Raw genomic sequence first — 15,683 nt, 5'->3', positions numbered from 1 at the left:
CCTATGGCCAGATTGTAAAGTGTCCGTAAGCTTTTCCAAAACACCTGGCCAATCACAGATGAGTTGTGTACGGGTCACGCTCAGCCATGATCTAAATCACAACAATCAGGTTCTAACCCGTCCGGCATCCGCCAGAATATGGGCGACGCCACTCGCCTTCTCAACCAGCTGGGGCACTCTAATGTAGTGTCTGTTGGTCAGCGATCGCTACTCCCTCTTCTATTTTTAAAAACCCCATGACTGCCTACCCCGCTTCCTCTGCTCGCCCGTCTAGCCAGGTTACCGTGGTGGGGGCTGGCAACGTGGGCAGCACCCTGGCCCAGCGCCTGCTGGAGCACAACCTGGCCAACGTGGTGCTGATCGATATTGTGGCGGGTCGGCCCCAGGGGGTGGCACTGGATCTGGCCCAGGCGGCGGGCAGCGAAGGCCACAACCGCACCATCGTCGGCACCAACGACTACCAGGACACCGCCAACTCAGACATTGTGGTGATTACCGCCGGGCTGCCCCGCCGCCCCGGCATGACCCGCGACGACCTCACCCAGGTGAACGGCAAAATTGTGATCGAAACGGTGCACCAGGCGCTGGCGGTGTCGCCTCTGGCCAGCATTATTGTGGTTACCAACCCGCTCGACGTGATGACCTACCTGGCCTGGAAGGCCAGCGGGCTTGCTCCCCAGCGGGTGATGGGCATGGCCGGGGTGCTCGACTCGGCCCGGTTTCAGCGCTTTATTGCCTGGGAGCTGGGGGTGCCGCCGCAAGATGTGTCGGCCATGGTGCTGGGGGGCCACGGCGACTTGATGGTGCCCCTGCCCAGCTACACCACCGTCAGCGGTATTCCGGTGAGCGAGCTGCTGAGCGCCGATCGCCTGGTGGAGCTAATCGATCGCACCCGTAACGGTGGCGCTGAAATTGTGCAGCTGCTCAAGCAGGGCGGAGCCTACTACGCCCCAGCTTCTTCCGCCTGCGTGATGGTGGAGGCGATGCTGCGGCACCAGCGGCGTATTTTGCCCCTGGCGGCCCACCTGACGGGTCAGTACGGGCTCGACGATCTGTACCTGGGGGTGCCCTGTCGGCTGGGTCAGGGGGGCGTAGAGGAGATTCTGGAGCTGTCGCTAACGGCAGAGGAGCAGGCGGCGCTGGGGCGATCGGCGGCGGCGGTTAAGGAGCAGCTGCGGGGGGCTTTGGCGTTGTTGGGGGGGTAGTGGTGGGGTGTGGAGGGTAAAGGGCAAGATTCAAAGTTCAAAGTTCAAAATTTACAGGGAAGAATTTTTGGGCGTTGGTGGGTTGGTGCGTCAGAGCGCTGGTGCGTTGGTGCGTTAGTGGGAGGGTGGGGTAGGGGTTTGGGTTGGCTGGAGAGTAGGCTTACGTTTGGCTTGCTGTGCTGGGGGGGCAGGTTGGTAGCGTTGGCTGGGATGGGTGGGGCGATCGCAAGCCACGGTGCAACAGTTATTAAAATGGCAGAATCGATAGGTACACTGTCTGTTAGCACGGTTCCACGCTCCAGGTTTTGCGATGACGGCCTCCATTCCCACGCTTTCTGCCCAGTACGACCCCACTCAGACTGAGACGAAGTGGCAAACTCAATGGGAAGCAAATCAGGTCTTTAGGGCCGACCCCGACCATCCGGGCGAGCCCTTCTGCGTGGTGATTCCGCCGCCGAATGTGACCGGCAGTTTGCACATGGGCCACGCCTTTGAGAATGCGCTGATCGATACCCTGGTGCGCTACCAGCGGATGGCGGGGCGCAATACCCTGTGGCTGCCCGGCACCGACCACGCCAGCATTGCGGTCAGCACCATTCTCGATCGCCAGTTCCAGGCGGAGGGGCTGAACAAGGAGGATGTGGGGCGCGATCGCTACCTGGAGCGGGCCTGGGAATGGAAGGCTGAGTCGGGCGGCACCATCGTCAACCAGCTGCGCAAGCTGGGCGTTTCGGTTGACTGGAGCCGCGAGCGCTTCACCATGGATGAGGGACTCAACACTGCGGTGCTGACGGCCTTTACCCAGCTCTACGACGAGGGGCTGATCTACCGGGGCAACTACATGGTCAACTGGTGCCCGGCCAGCCAGTCGGCGGTGTCGGATCTGGAGGTGGAGCAGCGGGAGGTAGACGGCCACCTGTGGCATTTCCGCTATCCCTTTACCGACGGCTCGGGCTACGTTGAGGTGGCCACCACCCGGCCCGAAACCATGCTGGGCGACACGGCGGTGGCGGTCAACCCCAACGACGATCGCTACCGGGATATGGTCGGCAAAACCCTGATGCTGCCGATCGTGAACCGCGAAATTCCAGTAATTGCCGACGAGTACGTGGATGCGGAGTTTGGCACCGGCTGCGTGAAGGTCACCCCTGCCCACGACCCCAACGACTTTGCCATGGGTCAGCGCCACGATCTGCCCATGATTACCGTCATGAACAAAGACGGCACCATGAACGAGAATGCCGGGCCGTTTGAGGGCTTAGATCGCTTTGAGGCCCGCAGTGCGGTGGTGCGGCGGCTGGATGAGGAGGGTTTTCTGGTCCGCATTGAGGACTACCACCACACGGTGCCCTACAGCGATCGCGGCAAGGTGCCCGTCGAGCCGCTGCTCTCGACCCAGTGGTTCGTCAAGATTCGCCCCCTGGCTGACAACGCGCTAGATTATCTCGACAATCGCCAGTCGCCCAAGTTCGTGCCCGATCGCTGGACTAAGGTGTACCGCGACTGGCTGGTCAACCTGAAAGACTGGTGCATCTCGCGCCAGCTCTGGTGGGGCCACCAGATTCCGGCCTGGTATGCGGTGAGTGAAACCGGCGGCGACATCACCGACGATACCCCATTCTTCGTTGCTGCTACGGAAGCGGAAGCTAGGGAAAAGGCCACCGAGCGGTTTGGCGAATGGGTGACCCTGACCCGCGACCCCGACGTGCTCGACACCTGGTTTTCCTCCGGTCTGTGGCCCTTCTCGACCATGGGCTGGCCCGATGAATCGGCCAAAGATTTTCAGACCTACTACCCCACCACCACCCTGGTCACGGGCTTCGACATTATTTTCTTCTGGGTGGCCCGCATGACCATGATGGCGGGGCACTTTACCGACACCATGCCCTTCGAGACTGTCTACATTCACGGCCTGGTGCGCGACGAAAACAACAAAAAGATGTCGAAGTCGTCGAACAACGGCATCGACCCGCTGGTGCTAATCAACAAGTACGGCACCGACGCCCTGCGCTACACGCTGATTCGCGAGGTCACCGGAGCTGGGCAAGACATTCGCCTGGAGTACGATCGCACCACCGACGAGTCGGCCTCGGTCGAAGCCAGCCGCAACTTCACCAACAAGCTGTGGAACGCCTCCCGCTTTGTGATGATGAACCTGGGTGGGCAGTCCTCTGTCGATCTGGGCGTACCCGACCCGACCCAGCTGGAGCTGAGCGATCGCTGGATTCTGTCGCGCTTTAACCGGGTGGTGCAGAGCGTGCGCGGCCATCTGGATACCTACGGCATGGGCGAAGCCGCCAAGGAACTGTATGAGTTTACCTGGGGCGATTTTTGCGACTGGTACATTGAACTGGTCAAGCCGCGCCTGCAGGGCGACAACCCCGCCTCCAGGCGGGTGGCCCAGCAAACCCTGGCCTTTGTGCTCGACGGCATTCTCAAGCTGCTGCACCCGTTTATGCCCCACATTACCGAAGAGGTGTGGCACACCCTGACCCAGGTGGGCGACGACCAGTTTTTGGCGGTGCAGCCCTACCCCACCGCCTTTGACGGCCTGGTGGATGACAGCCTGGAGCAGCAGTTTGCCCTAGTGTTCAACACGGTGCGCACGGTGCGCAACCTGCGGGCCGAGGCGGGCATCAAGCCCGGCCTGCGGATTGAGACCATTCTGGAAAGTGAGAGCGCCGACGAGCGCCACATTTTGCACGCCACCGCCAGCTACATAAAAGATCTGGGCAAAATCGATACCCTGGTGATTCTCGGCGGCAAGCAGCCTGTCTCCACCGCCCATGCCCTTGAGGCCGGGGCCGATTCACCCAGGGCCGCAGTTAATTCACCAGTCAATTCACCAGCCAAGCCTCCAGAAAATCTCAGCAGCAACCCCGTGGTGGCGGAGGTGCAAGACTTCTGGCACAGCATGCTGCCCCTGCTAGAGCAACCCCTGCACTACACCGGGTCGTTCTTTGCCGATATTCGTCGGCCAGCATTTACGCTGCTGTGGATTTTTGCGGCGGTGGTCTTGCTGAAGTTCGGCGGAGCCTTGGTGACGGCGGTCGATACCACCCCCGTGTTTGGCACCCTGATGGAGCTGGTGGGCCTGTGGTTTGTGTTTAACTTTGTGCGGCGGAATTTGCTCACTAAAGGCGATCGCCAGCAGCTTGGCCAACGCTACCAAACCTGGCGGCGCAATATTTTTGGCCCAGACGATGCTGCGCCAAGGGCTACGACCCCGAAGCTGACTCTGGTGCCCCCGACCCAAACCGGCGAGGGTGGCCGCTCAGCTCAGCCTTTGGCGTCAGAAACCTCTGCTCAACCGCCCCAGAAACTGTTCGCCGGGGTGACCGGCACCGTGCAGGTGCTGATTCCCCTCACCGGGGTAGTCGATGTGGATGCTCTGCGGGCCAAGGTGGAGAAAGACCTGGCCAAGGTAGAGGCCGAAATCAAATCGCTCTCGGGGCGGCTGAGCAATGCTGGCTTTGTGGATAAGGCCCCGGCTGAGGTGGTGCAGGGGGCGCGCGACTCCCTGGCCGAATCTGAGGCCCAGGCCGCGATTTTAAAGTCGCGGCTGGCGATGCTGTAGGGGTATCCAACGGGGCGGAGACAGTCCGGTACCGCCCTTCGGGACTGTGCTAATCCCAAACTCAGGTTCACTGCCTCGGGTTTTATCTTTCAATGCGCATACAGGAAAAATCTCCGGCCTCGGCCAACATTGGCTCAGAGGTGCAAGCCTTTCTGGCCCTGGCGGTGCCCCTGGCCGCTGCCCAGGTGGCCCAGGCGGCGGTGGGCTTTGTCGACACGCTGATGATGGGGCGACTGGGGGCTGAGACCCTCGCCGCCGGGGGGCTGGCGGCAATGTGCTTTCAGTTTTTGATCGCCGTGGTGGGCGGGTTTGTGATGGCGGTGGGGCCGCTGGTGGCCGAGGCCTTTGGGGCAGGTCATCGGGAGCACGTTGAGGCGATCGCCCGCCAGGGCCTGTGGCTATCGCTGGGCCTCAGCCTGCCCCTGATGGCGGCACTCAGCCAGATGGATGGGGTGCTGCGATTTCTGGGACAGCCCGAGGCGATCGCCGCCCTGACCGCCCCCTACTTCCACTGGATACTCTGGGGGGCGTTTCCGGCCCTGGGCTTTGCCCTGCTGCGGGGCTATGCCTCGGCCCTGTCTCAGGCCCAGGTGGTGATTGTAATTGTGCTGGCGGGCACGGCGTTTAACATTGCCGGTAACTATGCCCTGGGCTTTGGCAAATGGGGCTTTCCGGCGATGGGCCTGGGGGGGCTGGGGCTGGCCAGCGGGCTGAGCTACTGGCTGATGGCGGGCCTGTTTTTGCTCTACACCCTCAGGCATCCTCAGCTCCAGGTCTATCGCTTTTGGCGGGGCTGGCACCGAGTGCAGCCCCGGCTGATCGGGCGGCTGCTGGGGATTGGGGGCGCGATCGCCGTCACCATTGCCCTGGAGTTTGGCCTGTTTGCGGTGGTCACATTTTTGATGGGCATTCTCGGCCCCGAGGTGCTGGCCGCCCACCAGACCGTGTACCAGACCATCTACCTCATTTTTATGGTGCCCCTGGGCATGTCCTACGCGGCGACGGCGCGGGTGGGGCAGGCGCTGGGGCAGGGGGATATGGCCCAGGCGCGGCGGGCCGGGTATGTGGCAATGGCGATCGCCGCCGCCTTTATGCTACTGGCGGCGGTGGGTTTGCTGGTGTTTCGCCAGTCCATTGTTGGGCTGTACCTGGATCTGAGCGATCCGGCGAATGCTCCGGTGGTTGCCCTGGCCATGCCCATGCTGCTGGTGGCCGCCCTGGCCGAACTCACCGATGGCGTGCAGCGGGTTGCCACCGGAGCCCTCTACGGCCTGCAAGATACCCGCGCGCCCATGGTGCTGAGCGGGCTGGCCTTTTGGGGGGTGGGAATAACCACGGGCTATCTGCTGGGGTTTGGGCTGGGTCTGGGCGGCGTCGGGCTGTGGATTGGCCAATCGATCGGGGTCGCTACCGCTGGGATCATTTTTGTGGCCCGCTTCCATCGGTTGACCCGCCCGAGGCAGCCCTAGCCCGCGCCAATCACTTTTCGCTCTGATCCGACGACTTCACCAGGCGGGGCCAGAGGGCGAGCAGCCCGACGAATAGAAGACTGCCAAAAACCACCGACTCGGCATCGTCCTGGGCCATCAAGACTTTGCCAATTAAAACCACAGTGATGACCGCTGTGGAGACAATGCCGGTGGTGACAGCATATTTGATCCACCGTTCGGGCAAAGTCCACCGTTTGGGCAACGTCAGAGAGGGAATTTGAGGACGTGACCCCGGCGATCGCGGCAGCGACAGCTGTAGCTTATGTTCGCCTATGTAGGTGGCGGCGGCTTTAGCGGCACCCTGCAAGGGCTTGACCAGGGTGTTAACGGCGGCTTGGTTTTTGGCCTGCCGCTGCTGGTGGGAGAGGGCAGCCTTGGGAAAGACATCGATGCCCAGGGTCTTTTTGCGATCGCACCAGTAGCAGTGCCCGTAGCTCTGGCTGTAGTAGTGGCAGTTGACCCTTCGGCAGGCCTTCAGGTCGGCCACCGCCAGCTTCAGCGCCCGCAGCCACTCCGCCGGGGAGGGGCGCAGGCTGGCGTCGCGGTGGCCCTCGTTAAAGCAGCGCAAAAAGCACTGCTGCAGCTCGGGATGTACGGTCTCCAGGGGAATGGTCAGCGGGCCGGGCTGAATCAGCGTGGTCTTGCCGTAGGGCCAGTGGCCTTGGCTGAGCAGCTGGTTGGGGTCGGGGGAGTCGCCATAGCCCGTCCACACGCCCTTGAAGGGCTGATCGCCAAACAGCAGCAGGTGAATGATCACGGCCAGGCGAAAGCGATCGTGGCCTTCGCTCTGGTCGATCTGGGCCAGGTCGCAGCCTAGCAGCTCGGGTGGGGTAAAGCCCTCGGACCCCACCGGGCAGCGATATACCTGACCGCTGCTGGGGTCGCGCACCTGAAAGGAGTCGGTGTCGATCACCGAGGGCAGAGCCTGGTTGTTGACCAAAATATTCTGCGGCTTGATGTCGCCCAGCACGTAGCCCTTAGCGTGGATGGCCTGGGTGATGGAGGCAATGTTCATCGCCGTGACGTGCAGGTACAGCCAGTTAAAGCCGGGTAATACGGTGCGCCGCCGCTGGGGATTGTAGACATCGAACAGGCCGACGCTGTGGGCAATCTCGGGCATCAAAAATCCCACAGGACTGCCTACGGCGTTTTGCAGCAGCGCCTGGGGCCAGGCAAAGGAGTGGTGGCCAATGGCGGCGTTGGGGTCGGCGGGCGGGTGGGCGATCATCACCTCCAGCTTGCGGATGCGATCGCGGCTGGGGTTGAAGTAGAGTTTGGCCACCTGGCCTGGCCAGTCGGTGCGCCAAACTTCCCCCTCGCCGCTGGTGGCCAGCCGCGTGGTCAACCCCACCGACCGACTGAGGCCGACACAGCCCAGCACCTGCCCGGCTGCTCCTACGCTTTTTGACATCCCGTCTGCCATCGGGCCTCGCCTATAAATCAGCAACCACTATAAACACTGGCCTCAGCAATTGACTAACCTGGTTCACCCGCAAAACCCCGGCCCTATCTGCAAAAATTGTCCGTAAAACCCCACATTCATCGTTCAAGATGCCAGATGGGCGGTGTTACAGGGGCCACCGGGTTTGCTTGGCCCCGGAGGGTAGCCAAACGGACCGTGGCTCAGGCCTCGTAGCGGCAGAGTACCAGGGTTTTGTCGTCGTCGGTTTTTTGGTTGAGCCGCTCCGAGGTGAGAAAGCTGATCAGATAGGCGTCGTCGGTCTCGGGGTGGGGGGTTTCCCACAGGTATTCTTCCAGGGGGCTGAAGAAGGGGGCAAAGGGGGTCCAGTCTTTCAGGCGCAGGGCGACTCGCTCCAGGCCATCGGTGGCGGCGGCAATGAACCGGGGAGGCTGCCCCACCACGGCGACCTGCATGGTGTCCAGGGCACTGGCGGCGGTAACAAAGGTGGTCTGGTTGGCAAACTCGCCGCGATCGGGCTGAAACAGCAGCTGATAGTCGGCCTGGGCCTGGCCGTAGCTCACCACCATAAAGCCGTCGCCAATCTGCATGGCCGCCAGCCAGTTAGGGGTGGCCAAAAAGGCCAGCAGGGTGCAGGCCAACTCCTCCTGCTGCCAGCCCTGGGTGCTGGCCCGCTGGGCAAGCTGAGTCTGCGATCGCGCCACCGCCTTGGCAAACAGCTTGCCCATCATTGCCTCGGCGGGCGGCTGCTCCCAGTTTTGCCACGATCGCTGCCGCTTTTGCAGCCAAATTTCGCTGCCCGCCAGATACCGCAGGGTCGTCGCTACCGCCAGCTTCGCCCCAATATCCGAGTGAGGGGTGCTGCCTGCCCCATCGGCCACCGCGCCCACAATCACCCCGTGGCGCTCGCGCTCGGCCCTGGGCGCAGCCACCACCACCGCCCCATAGTCCTGGCAGGGCTGCTGCTGTTCCTGGTGACGGGTGCCGATGGCCGACCGGGCAATGGCTCTCCAACCCACAATGATGTCCTAAAAAGTGAAAGATTCAGCCTGTCTAGAATCCCGACAGTAGGGCACGCGCCTTGTGCCCCTACGTGGTGATTTGGCCCCACTCCACCGGGGGCAGGGCCAGGGCCTCGCCCACCTTGCTGCTCGACACCCGCTTCATCGACGTGCTCAGCCAGACAAACATGGGGCTAAAGTCGAGCCCCTTCAGCAGCAGCGGCGGGCGCTCCGCCGGGGCAATCTGGCTGAGGGTCTTCATGTCGGCCCCCTCCACGCCGACGGCAAAGAAGCAGAATTTGCGGGCCGCCTCCCCGGCGCGAATTTTTTCCGCCGCCGCCTGCCAGGTATCGGTGGGCGCACCATCGGTAATCAAAAAAATCCAGGGCCGATAGTACTGAATGCCGTTTTCTTTGTAGGTTTCTTTGCGCGCTTCCAGCAGCGCCAGGGAATAGTCGATCGCCTCCCCGATGGGCGTGAGGCCGTCGGCCACCAGCTCCGGCGAGGTGAGCTGGTCGATGGTGGTAAAGTCTTGCACCAGCCGCACCGGCCCAAAGGCGACGATCGCCACTTCCACACTCAGGGCCGCCTTGCTGTCTTTCAGAATGTCCTGCTTAAACACCTCCACGCCCCGGCCCAGCTCTTGAATCGGCTCGCCCGCCATGGAGTTGGAGGTGTCGAGCAGCAAGATCACCGGGCAGCGGTTTTCTGGGTTTTCTACGAATTCAGGTAATCCTACAGGCATTGACTGTCTCCCCCGGATTCACGAATGACCTTCACCAGAGTACTGCCCGATGGGGGTATCGAGTTTTACAGATTGTGATGCCACCAGCGTCCTATGCGAGAATCAGCCCATGGCAGGACATCAACTGTCAAGCTTGCCCACAAAGCCATGCTCTATGTTTTCGATACCAATATTTGGGTGGCTGCGCTTAGATCGCGTCGAGGTGCAAGCTTTGTAATTTTACAAGCGCTGAGTCAGGGACTGGTTAACGGTGCAGTTTCAGAAGCGCTATTTTTAGAGTATGACGACGTACTGCGCCGAGATGCCAACCTGAGGAATTTCTGGATCGATGACCACGAAATAGATTTGGTTTTGGCGATGTTGGCGTCTCGCATGGTTCCAGTGCCGATCTATTTTATGTGGCGTCCTCAGCTTACGGATCCAGATGATGAAATGGTTCTTGACTGTGCCATTAACGCTCAGGCTCAGGCCATTGTGACCTTTAATGTGCAAGATTTTCTGCCCGCAGCTCAACGCTTTGGCCTTAAAGTGCTCAGGCCGCAAACTGTGCTCGCTAGGCATACGTTAGTGGAGAGATTAACCCAATGAGTTCTTATCCGTTATCGCTCCCCAGCGACCTGCTGGAGGAAATTCGCCAGTTAGCGGCTGACAGCGGTGTTTCCCTCGATCAGTGGTTGGTAGCTGCGATCGCAGAGAAGGTAGGGGCAGCCAGAACTGAGCGCCTACTGCGGCGGTATGCTGAAAAATTTGACGAGGAACAGTTTGCCCAACTGCTGGCGCGAGTGCCCGATGTTGACCCGCTACCGGGGGATGAGCCCAATTCAGCTCAGGTCTGAGCTGAATTGGGCTAAAGCCGCGCCAGGCCGCGCTTGAGGGCGATGGTGACGGCCTGGGTGCGATCGCTGGCTCCGAGCTTATCTAGAATGTTGCGCACGTGGAACTTCACCGTGCCCTCGGCGATGCAGAGCAATTCGCTGATGTCGCGGTTGGTGTTGCCCTGCACCAGCAGCTTTAGCACCTCCATCTCGCGATCGGTGAGTTCTGAGCTTTGAAAGCGATCGGTGAGCTTTTGGGCCACCTGCGACATGATGTATTTTTGGCCGCCATGCACCTGGCGAATGGCGGTGAACAGCTCTTCGCAGGGGGCGTCTTTGAGCAGGTAGCCCCTGGCTCCCGCCCGCAGGGCGCGGAAGATGTCCTCGTCGCCGTCAAAGGTGGTGAGAATGATGATGCGGGCCTCGGGCCATTCGCCACAGATGGCGGCGATGGCGTCGGCCCCCTCCAGGCGGGGCATGCGCAGATCCATCAAAATGACGTCGGGCTGGTGGGTGCGAATCAGGGCGATCGCGTCGTAGCCATCGGCGGCCATGGCGACCACCTGAAGATCGACCTGACGCTCTAGCAGGGCCGACAGCCCCTCGCGCATGGCTGGGTGATCGTCGGTAATGAGCACGCGAATGGGGGCCGTTGGCCGTTGAGCGATCGTCCCCTGGTCAGTTTGCATCACCATAGGTTTGACTCTGGCTTACATTCAACTCTGGCTTTCGTTCAACTCTGGCTCACATTCAGCACGATGCAGACCTGGGTCCCCGGACTGCCCTCGCCCTCGGGCGTGGGGGGCGGCCTGTTGCCCTCAGCCGCGGGAGCCTGAGCCCCGCTGCCCAGGGTCAAACGTCCGCCAATGCGATCGGCCCGCTGCTGCATGCTGACCAGCCCAAACCCTTTAGACGCCGCTGCTTCGGTCGGGGTGAAGCCGATGCCGTCATCGGCCACCAGCAGGCGCAGGGCATTGGCTTGGTAGGTGAGCTGCACCGAGATCGTGCGGGCCTGGGCATGCTTGCAGCTGTTGGTAATTGCCTCCTGGGCAATGCGAAACAGCTCTAGTTCGGTGGCCTCGGGCAGGGCAAAGGGCTGCCCCGCCAGGCAGAACTGGCTATCGAGGCTGGTGCCCCCGGTCATCTGCTGGAGGCAGTCGGCCAGGGCGGCGGGCAGCGATCGCCCCATCAGATCCGGGGGGCGCAGCGCCTGCACCGATCGTCGGGTGTTGGCCAGCCCCTCGCGGGCCAGTTCGCAGGCGCGATCGATATTGGTCAGGGCGGCCTGGGCCTCGGCAGGGGCCGCAGGGGCCGCAATCGGGTCGCTGAGCGCGAGGGAGGCCGTCTGCAGCCGCATCAAAATGCTGGTGAAAGTCTGGGCCAGGGTATCGTGGATGTCGCGGGCCATGCGGTTGCGCTCTTCCACAATGGCGGCGCTCTGGGCCGCCTCGGCCAGGCGAGTTAGCTCCAGGGCCAGCACGGCCTGGTTGCCCAGGGCGACGGCCAGCTCGGTCTCGGCGGAGTTGAACCGGCGACGGTGGGTAAACCGCATGACCAAAATGCCCCGCAGGTCATCGCCCAAAAATAGCGGAATTTTGTGGGCCGCCTGAATGCCCCGCCGCTGAAAGTAGCCCCGAAAGTGCTCGTACACCGGCTGGGCGGCAAAGTCTTCGGGGTAGTCGCTAATCATTTCTCGCTTGCGCAGGCGGCTCAGCACCTGCTGGTTGCGAATTTTGCGGGCTACGGCCAGCGATGCGCCGGGGTGGCCAATGGCCTCCTGGGACTTGATCTCGCCGTCTTCGTAGGAGACAAACAGGCGAAACAGACCGTTTTCGTAGCGCCAAATGCCTGCCTCTGGGGCGCCAAAGCGATCGGCACACACCCTGAGCAAATGGCCCAAAAACGTTTCCAGGTCGGGTTCATCGGCCAGTTTGCCCAGCGACGCCTGCACCACCCGGTTGGCCTGGGCCAAGTCGAGGGGCGGCTCCGGGCCGATAGGCTGGGCCTCTGATACGCCAGAGCTGAAGTAGTTTTGTAGGTTTCTCAAAGCTCTCCGGATGCTGACGCTGCACATAAGCAGTCTAGGCTGATTCCCACGGAACACGGGTGAACTGACAGAAACTCTTAAGCCGCCTGGGGAAGCTGGAGCTAGAGCCATAGTCGCGTTGGTTAGGACATCCAGAAACCCTGTGAACGTTCAAACGCTGGAACGTTTATGGGAGACAAGTCTTAACCAGACGGCCCATAGCTCTAGCTGGATCGACAGCGATCGCCGGGTAGAACCATACGGACCCGGCCCTCTGCGCCCTGGCCTGGCGATCGGGCGATCAGGCCCGCCATAGCCGCCGAATTTCAGGTCATCTGGCGCTTGATCAGCTGGCTAAACAGCCCCGGCTGGCCGGCCAGGTCCTCAAAGCTGCCCTGCTGCACCAGGCGACCCGCCTCCAGCACGTAGATGCGATCGGCGTGGCGAATGGTGCTGAGCCGGTGGGCAATCACCACCCGCGTCACCTTGAGGCGGTCCAGGCTTTCGGTGACGATCGCCTGGGTGCGGTTGTCCAGGGCGCTGGTGGCCTCATCCATCAGCATGATTTTGGGCTTCACCGCCAGGGCGCGGGCAATCAGCAGGCGCTGACGCTGGCCCCCCGACAGGTTGCTGCCCCCCTCGCTGACCACCGTGTGCATCTGCATCGGCATCGCCCGCAGGTCGGCGGCCAGGCCCGCCTTCTCGGCAGCATCCCAGGCGTCGTCGAGGGAGATCAGCGCCCCCCCGGCCAGGTTCTCAAAAATCGACCCGGCGCTGAGGCGGCTGGTTTGCAGCACCACCCCGCACTGCCGACGCACCGCTACCACATCCAGCCCCGCCAGGGCCTGGCCGTCGTAGTAGACGCTGCCCGCCTGGGGCGTGTCGAACCCCAAGAGCAGCCGCATGGCGGTGGATTTGCCCGAGCCGGACGGCCCCACCAGGGCGATGAATTCCCCCGGCTGGGCCGCAAAACTAACATTGTCGAGAATCACCGGACCCTCGTCGCTGTAGCGAAAAGTGACCCGATCGACCGAAAATGCCCCCGTCAGCTGGCCCGGATCGGCCTTGGTCAGGTTGACCTCGGGCTCGGCGTGGAGAATGGGGCTGGCCCGCTGCCACAGGGGCACCACATCCAGCAGGTCTACCAGGGTGTTGCTAAGGCTGGTGGCTCCGGTAATAAAGGTGCCAAAGGCCACGGAAAAGGCCAAAAACGTGCCGGTAGAGAGGCCCGCGCTGGCACTGCCCAGCATTTGGCTGGCCAGCCAGAACAGCGCCACGGTGGTCAAAATTGGCAGCACCGTGTTGAAGACCGACACCGCATCTTCGAGCTGCTGGGTGCTGAGGGTGAGGCGGAGCTGCTGGCCGTAGCGCTGGCCCCAGGCGGCAAAGGCCCGCTCCTCGGCCCCGGCCATGCGCAGTTTGGCGATGCCGTTGATTAGCTGTACCACCAGGCCGTAGAGCTGGCCCTGAATTTCGAGCAGCGGGCGATAGCGGCGCACCAGCACCAGGCCTGAGGCCAGGGTGATGCCCATTACCAGCAGCCCCACCACCAGGGCCACCCCGGCCAGGGTGGGGCTGTAGTAGATCAGCAGGCCCAGGTTTAGCAGCGAAAAGACACCGGCAAACAGCCCCTGCAGGGCCGAGCCGCTGAGCTTGCGGCGAATGGCCGAAATACTCGACACCCGCGAGGCCAAATCGCCCGTGGGGTACTGCCGAAAGAAGCCGGTTTGCAGCTTCAGCAGGCGGTCCCAGACGGCGGCTTGCAGGTGGGCATCGGCCCCGGTTTCCACCCGCAGGGTGGCGATCGCCTGGGCCAGCTGAAAGCTCGCCGCCCCAAAGGCCGCCGCCAGCAGGCCCAGACCAATTTGCCAGAGCAGGGCGCGATCGCCGTAGGGCACCACCGTATCCACCAGCACCGCCGTGGCCTGGGGCACCGCCATCCCAATGAGCGTGACGGCAACCCCCGTCAAGCCGATCATCAGCCAGTCTTTGCCCTGGCCGCGAAAGGCGAAGTGCAGCAGCGATAGGACGTTGAGATCGCCAGTCGGCAGGGGGCGGTAGAAGACGAAGGCGACGGGGTCGAGGTGCTGGGCGAGGGTGGGGGTGATGGGTGTGCGGGTGGATGGGGAGGTGGGTGGATGGGTGGATGGGGAGGTGGGTGGATGGGTGGATGGGGGTGATGGGGTGGGCAGGGCATTCTTCCCGGTTCCTTTGCGCAGCCGGGCGGAAAATTGTTGACCGCCGGCATCTAGATTCGCAGGGAGGCCGGTGGGGGCGTAGAGGTCGTAGCGGCTGCCGGAGGCGGGCAGCAGGGCAACGGGGAGACGCTGGCTCTGCTGCCCGTCGCCCTTGAGGTAGGCGACCATGGGGCCACTGTCCTGCTGCCACCACTGGCCCCGCAGCAGCACGCGGCGCAGCCGCAGTTGGGAGGCGCGGGCGATCGCATCCAGCGGTTCTTTCGTCCGGGCCGCGTTCTCCGAGGGGGCGGGGGGCTGAATGGTGACGCCCAGGGCTTTGCCCACGGCCCCCGCCGCCGCCAGCAGGGGCGATTCGCCAGCCTCGGCAGCGTCGCCGTCGAGCACTCCGGCCAGGCTGTGGACGACGTTCTCGGTAACGGCCTGGTTGAGCTGCTGGCGCTGCTGGAACCGCTTTAAACTCAGGCGCTGGTGGCGGGCGTCGATCTGCTCCAGGGTGCTAAAGCAGTAGCGGTGGAGCTGGGCGATGCCTCGCAGCAAAACCTTGCGAGATTTGACCTCGGCGGTGGGGCGGGCAAAAAACTCGATGTGGTCCTGGGCCTGCATATAGGTGCCCTGCCCCAGGGGAAAGCAGCCCAGCGCGGCGGTAATCGGAAAATTGGGATTGCCCATCCAGGTGGCGGTGCCCTCCTGCATGCGAATCCACAGCACCTGGGTGTCGGGCCGACAGACCTGGCCACGGGTGAGGGAAATGTAGTGGACTTCGGGCACCTGGCCGGTTTGGGCGGTTCTGGGAAAGCCGTCGATGCTACCCCAGTGGTGAATCCAGGGGTCAATCAGGGCTTTTAGCAGGGGGGTGGGGCAGTCGGCATCGTCGGTTTCGCTCAGGGGCAGGGGGGCAATTTCGGCGGGTTCGACGGCGACGGCGATCAGCCCCAGGCCGGTGTTGGAGCAAGTATCGGCGGCAAACAGGGCTTCCCCAGCCCCGACGATGAAGAGAAAGCGCCGTTCGCCGCTGGGCTGGCCGTCGGCCATGGGCACCGCAAAGATGGCGACCCGGCCCGATTTGACCTGCCACAGCCGGGTGGGATCGGTGAGCAGCAGGGGTTGGTTGGCGGTGATAGTGCGGGGGAAAGGGGCGATCGCAGATTGCAGCATGGTAGCGGTAAGTTTATGGGTTTCCTGGGGGTGCAAGCGCCAGAGCGAAGC

General features: G+C 62.8%; 11 protein-coding genes. 5 read left to right on the top strand and 6 right to left on the bottom strand.

Features of this window, described 5'->3' with window-relative positions:
- Positions 1 to 236: 236 nt before the first annotated feature.
- The 3 genes from mdh (at position 237) to LEPTO7104_RS0106840 (ending at position 6,251) form a co-directional block, all read left to right on the top strand.
- Positions 237 to 1,205 carry a malate dehydrogenase gene (gene mdh / locus LEPTO7104_RS0106850; protein ID WP_017297813.1) on the top strand — a complete coding sequence of 323 codons (969 nt, stop codon included), beginning with the start codon at positions 237 to 239 and terminating at the stop codon, positions 1,203 to 1,205.
- Positions 1,206 to 1,515: 310 nt separating this feature from the next.
- Positions 1,516 to 4,782, top strand: coding sequence for a valine--tRNA ligase (locus LEPTO7104_RS0106845; protein WP_017297812.1), 3,267 nt, complete (start codon positions 1,516 to 1,518; stop codon positions 4,780 to 4,782).
- Positions 4,783 to 4,874: 92 nt separating this feature from the next.
- Complete coding sequence (locus tag LEPTO7104_RS0106840; protein WP_017297811.1) at positions 4,875 to 6,251, top strand: MATE family efflux transporter; 1,377 nt, start codon at positions 4,875 to 4,877, stop codon at positions 6,249 to 6,251.
- 10 nt (positions 6,252 to 6,261) lie between these two features.
- Here the strand turns inward: LEPTO7104_RS0106840 and LEPTO7104_RS33035 are convergent, their stop codons facing one another.
- The 3 genes from LEPTO7104_RS33035 to LEPTO7104_RS0106825 all read right to left on the bottom strand — a co-directional run bounded on the left by LEPTO7104_RS33035 (position 6,262) and on the right by LEPTO7104_RS0106825 (position 9,438).
- Entirely contained in the window at positions 6,262 to 7,683 is a 1,422-nt protein-coding gene (locus LEPTO7104_RS33035) for a helix-hairpin-helix domain-containing protein (protein ID WP_017297810.1), read from the bottom strand.
- Between the two features lie 212 nt (positions 7,684 to 7,895).
- The gene (locus LEPTO7104_RS0106830) at positions 7,896 to 8,711 is read right to left on the bottom strand and encodes a PP2C family serine/threonine-protein phosphatase (protein WP_017297809.1); all 816 of its coding nucleotides are present in this window, start codon (positions 8,709 to 8,711) and stop codon (positions 7,896 to 7,898) included.
- Between the two features lie 70 nt (positions 8,712 to 8,781).
- A complete protein-coding gene (locus LEPTO7104_RS0106825; RefSeq protein ID WP_017297808.1) occupies positions 8,782 to 9,438 on the bottom strand; it encodes a vWA domain-containing protein in 657 nt (218 codons plus the stop codon).
- Between the two features lie 93 nt (positions 9,439 to 9,531).
- Between LEPTO7104_RS0106825 and LEPTO7104_RS0106820 the strand changes: the two genes are divergently transcribed.
- Both LEPTO7104_RS0106820 and LEPTO7104_RS0106815 read left to right on the top strand, forming a co-directional pair.
- Positions 9,532 to 10,026, top strand: coding sequence for a putative toxin-antitoxin system toxin component, PIN family (locus tag LEPTO7104_RS0106820; protein ID WP_225886939.1), 495 nt, complete (start codon positions 9,532 to 9,534; stop codon positions 10,024 to 10,026).
- Complete coding sequence (locus tag LEPTO7104_RS0106815; protein WP_017297806.1) at positions 10,023 to 10,274, top strand: hypothetical protein; 252 nt, start codon at positions 10,023 to 10,025, stop codon at positions 10,272 to 10,274. Before LEPTO7104_RS0106820 ends, LEPTO7104_RS0106815 begins: the two co-directional genes overlap by 4 nt.
- 11 nt (positions 10,275 to 10,285) lie before the next feature.
- Here the strand turns inward: LEPTO7104_RS0106815 and LEPTO7104_RS0106810 are convergent, their stop codons facing one another.
- The 3 genes from LEPTO7104_RS0106810 to LEPTO7104_RS0106800 all read right to left on the bottom strand — a co-directional run bounded on the left by LEPTO7104_RS0106810 (position 10,286) and on the right by LEPTO7104_RS0106800 (position 15,632).
- Positions 10,286 to 10,948: a response regulator transcription factor gene (locus LEPTO7104_RS0106810; RefSeq protein ID WP_017297805.1), complete on the bottom strand. Its 663-nt coding sequence runs from the start codon at positions 10,946 to 10,948 to the stop codon at positions 10,286 to 10,288.
- Positions 10,949 to 10,986: 38 nt separating this feature from the next.
- Positions 10,987 to 12,300 (bottom strand): GAF domain-containing sensor histidine kinase, encoded by a 1,314-nt coding sequence (locus LEPTO7104_RS36790; RefSeq protein ID WP_017297804.1) that lies wholly within the window; start codon positions 12,298 to 12,300, stop codon positions 10,987 to 10,989.
- A 305-nt stretch (positions 12,301 to 12,605) separates the two neighbouring features.
- Entirely contained in the window at positions 12,606 to 15,632 is a 3,027-nt protein-coding gene (locus tag LEPTO7104_RS0106800; RefSeq protein WP_051158569.1) for an NHLP bacteriocin export ABC transporter permease/ATPase subunit, read from the bottom strand.
- Positions 15,633 to 15,683: the final 51 nt, after the last annotated feature.

Origin of the sequence: Nodosilinea nodulosa PCC 7104, assembly GCF_000309385.1 — a bacterium.
Lineage (GTDB): Bacteria > Cyanobacteriota > Cyanobacteriia > Phormidesmidales > Phormidesmidaceae > Nodosilinea > Nodosilinea nodulosa.
This window is presented reverse-complemented; position numbering and strand designations above follow the sequence as displayed.

Excerpts from the sequence above, each read along its gene's own strand:
- mdh (WP_017297813.1), top strand. The coding sequence starts at position 237 with ATGACTGCCTACCCCGCTTCCTCTGCTCGCCCGTCTAGCCAGGTTACC.
- LEPTO7104_RS0106845 (WP_017297812.1), top strand. The coding sequence starts at position 1,516 with ATGACGGCCTCCATTCCCACGCTTTCTGCCCAGTACGACCCCACTCAG.
- LEPTO7104_RS0106840 (WP_017297811.1), top strand. The coding sequence starts at position 4,875 with ATGCGCATACAGGAAAAATCTCCGGCCTCGGCCAACATTGGCTCAGAG.
- LEPTO7104_RS33035 (WP_017297810.1), bottom strand. The coding sequence starts at position 7,683 with ATGTCAAAAAGCGTAGGAGCAGCCGGGCAGGTGCTGGGCTGTGTCGGC.
- LEPTO7104_RS0106825 (WP_017297808.1), bottom strand. The coding sequence starts at position 9,438 with ATGCCTGTAGGATTACCTGAATTCGTAGAAAACCCAGAAAACCGCTGC.
- LEPTO7104_RS0106820 (WP_225886939.1), top strand. The coding sequence starts at position 9,532 with ATGCGAGAATCAGCCCATGGCAGGACATCAACTGTCAAGCTTGCCCAC.
- LEPTO7104_RS0106815 (WP_017297806.1), top strand. The coding sequence starts at position 10,023 with ATGAGTTCTTATCCGTTATCGCTCCCCAGCGACCTGCTGGAGGAAATT.
- LEPTO7104_RS0106810 (WP_017297805.1), bottom strand. The coding sequence starts at position 10,948 with ATGGTGATGCAAACTGACCAGGGGACGATCGCTCAACGGCCAACGGCC.
- LEPTO7104_RS0106800 (WP_051158569.1), bottom strand. The coding sequence starts at position 15,632 with ATGCTGCAATCTGCGATCGCCCCTTTCCCCCGCACTATCACCGCCAAC.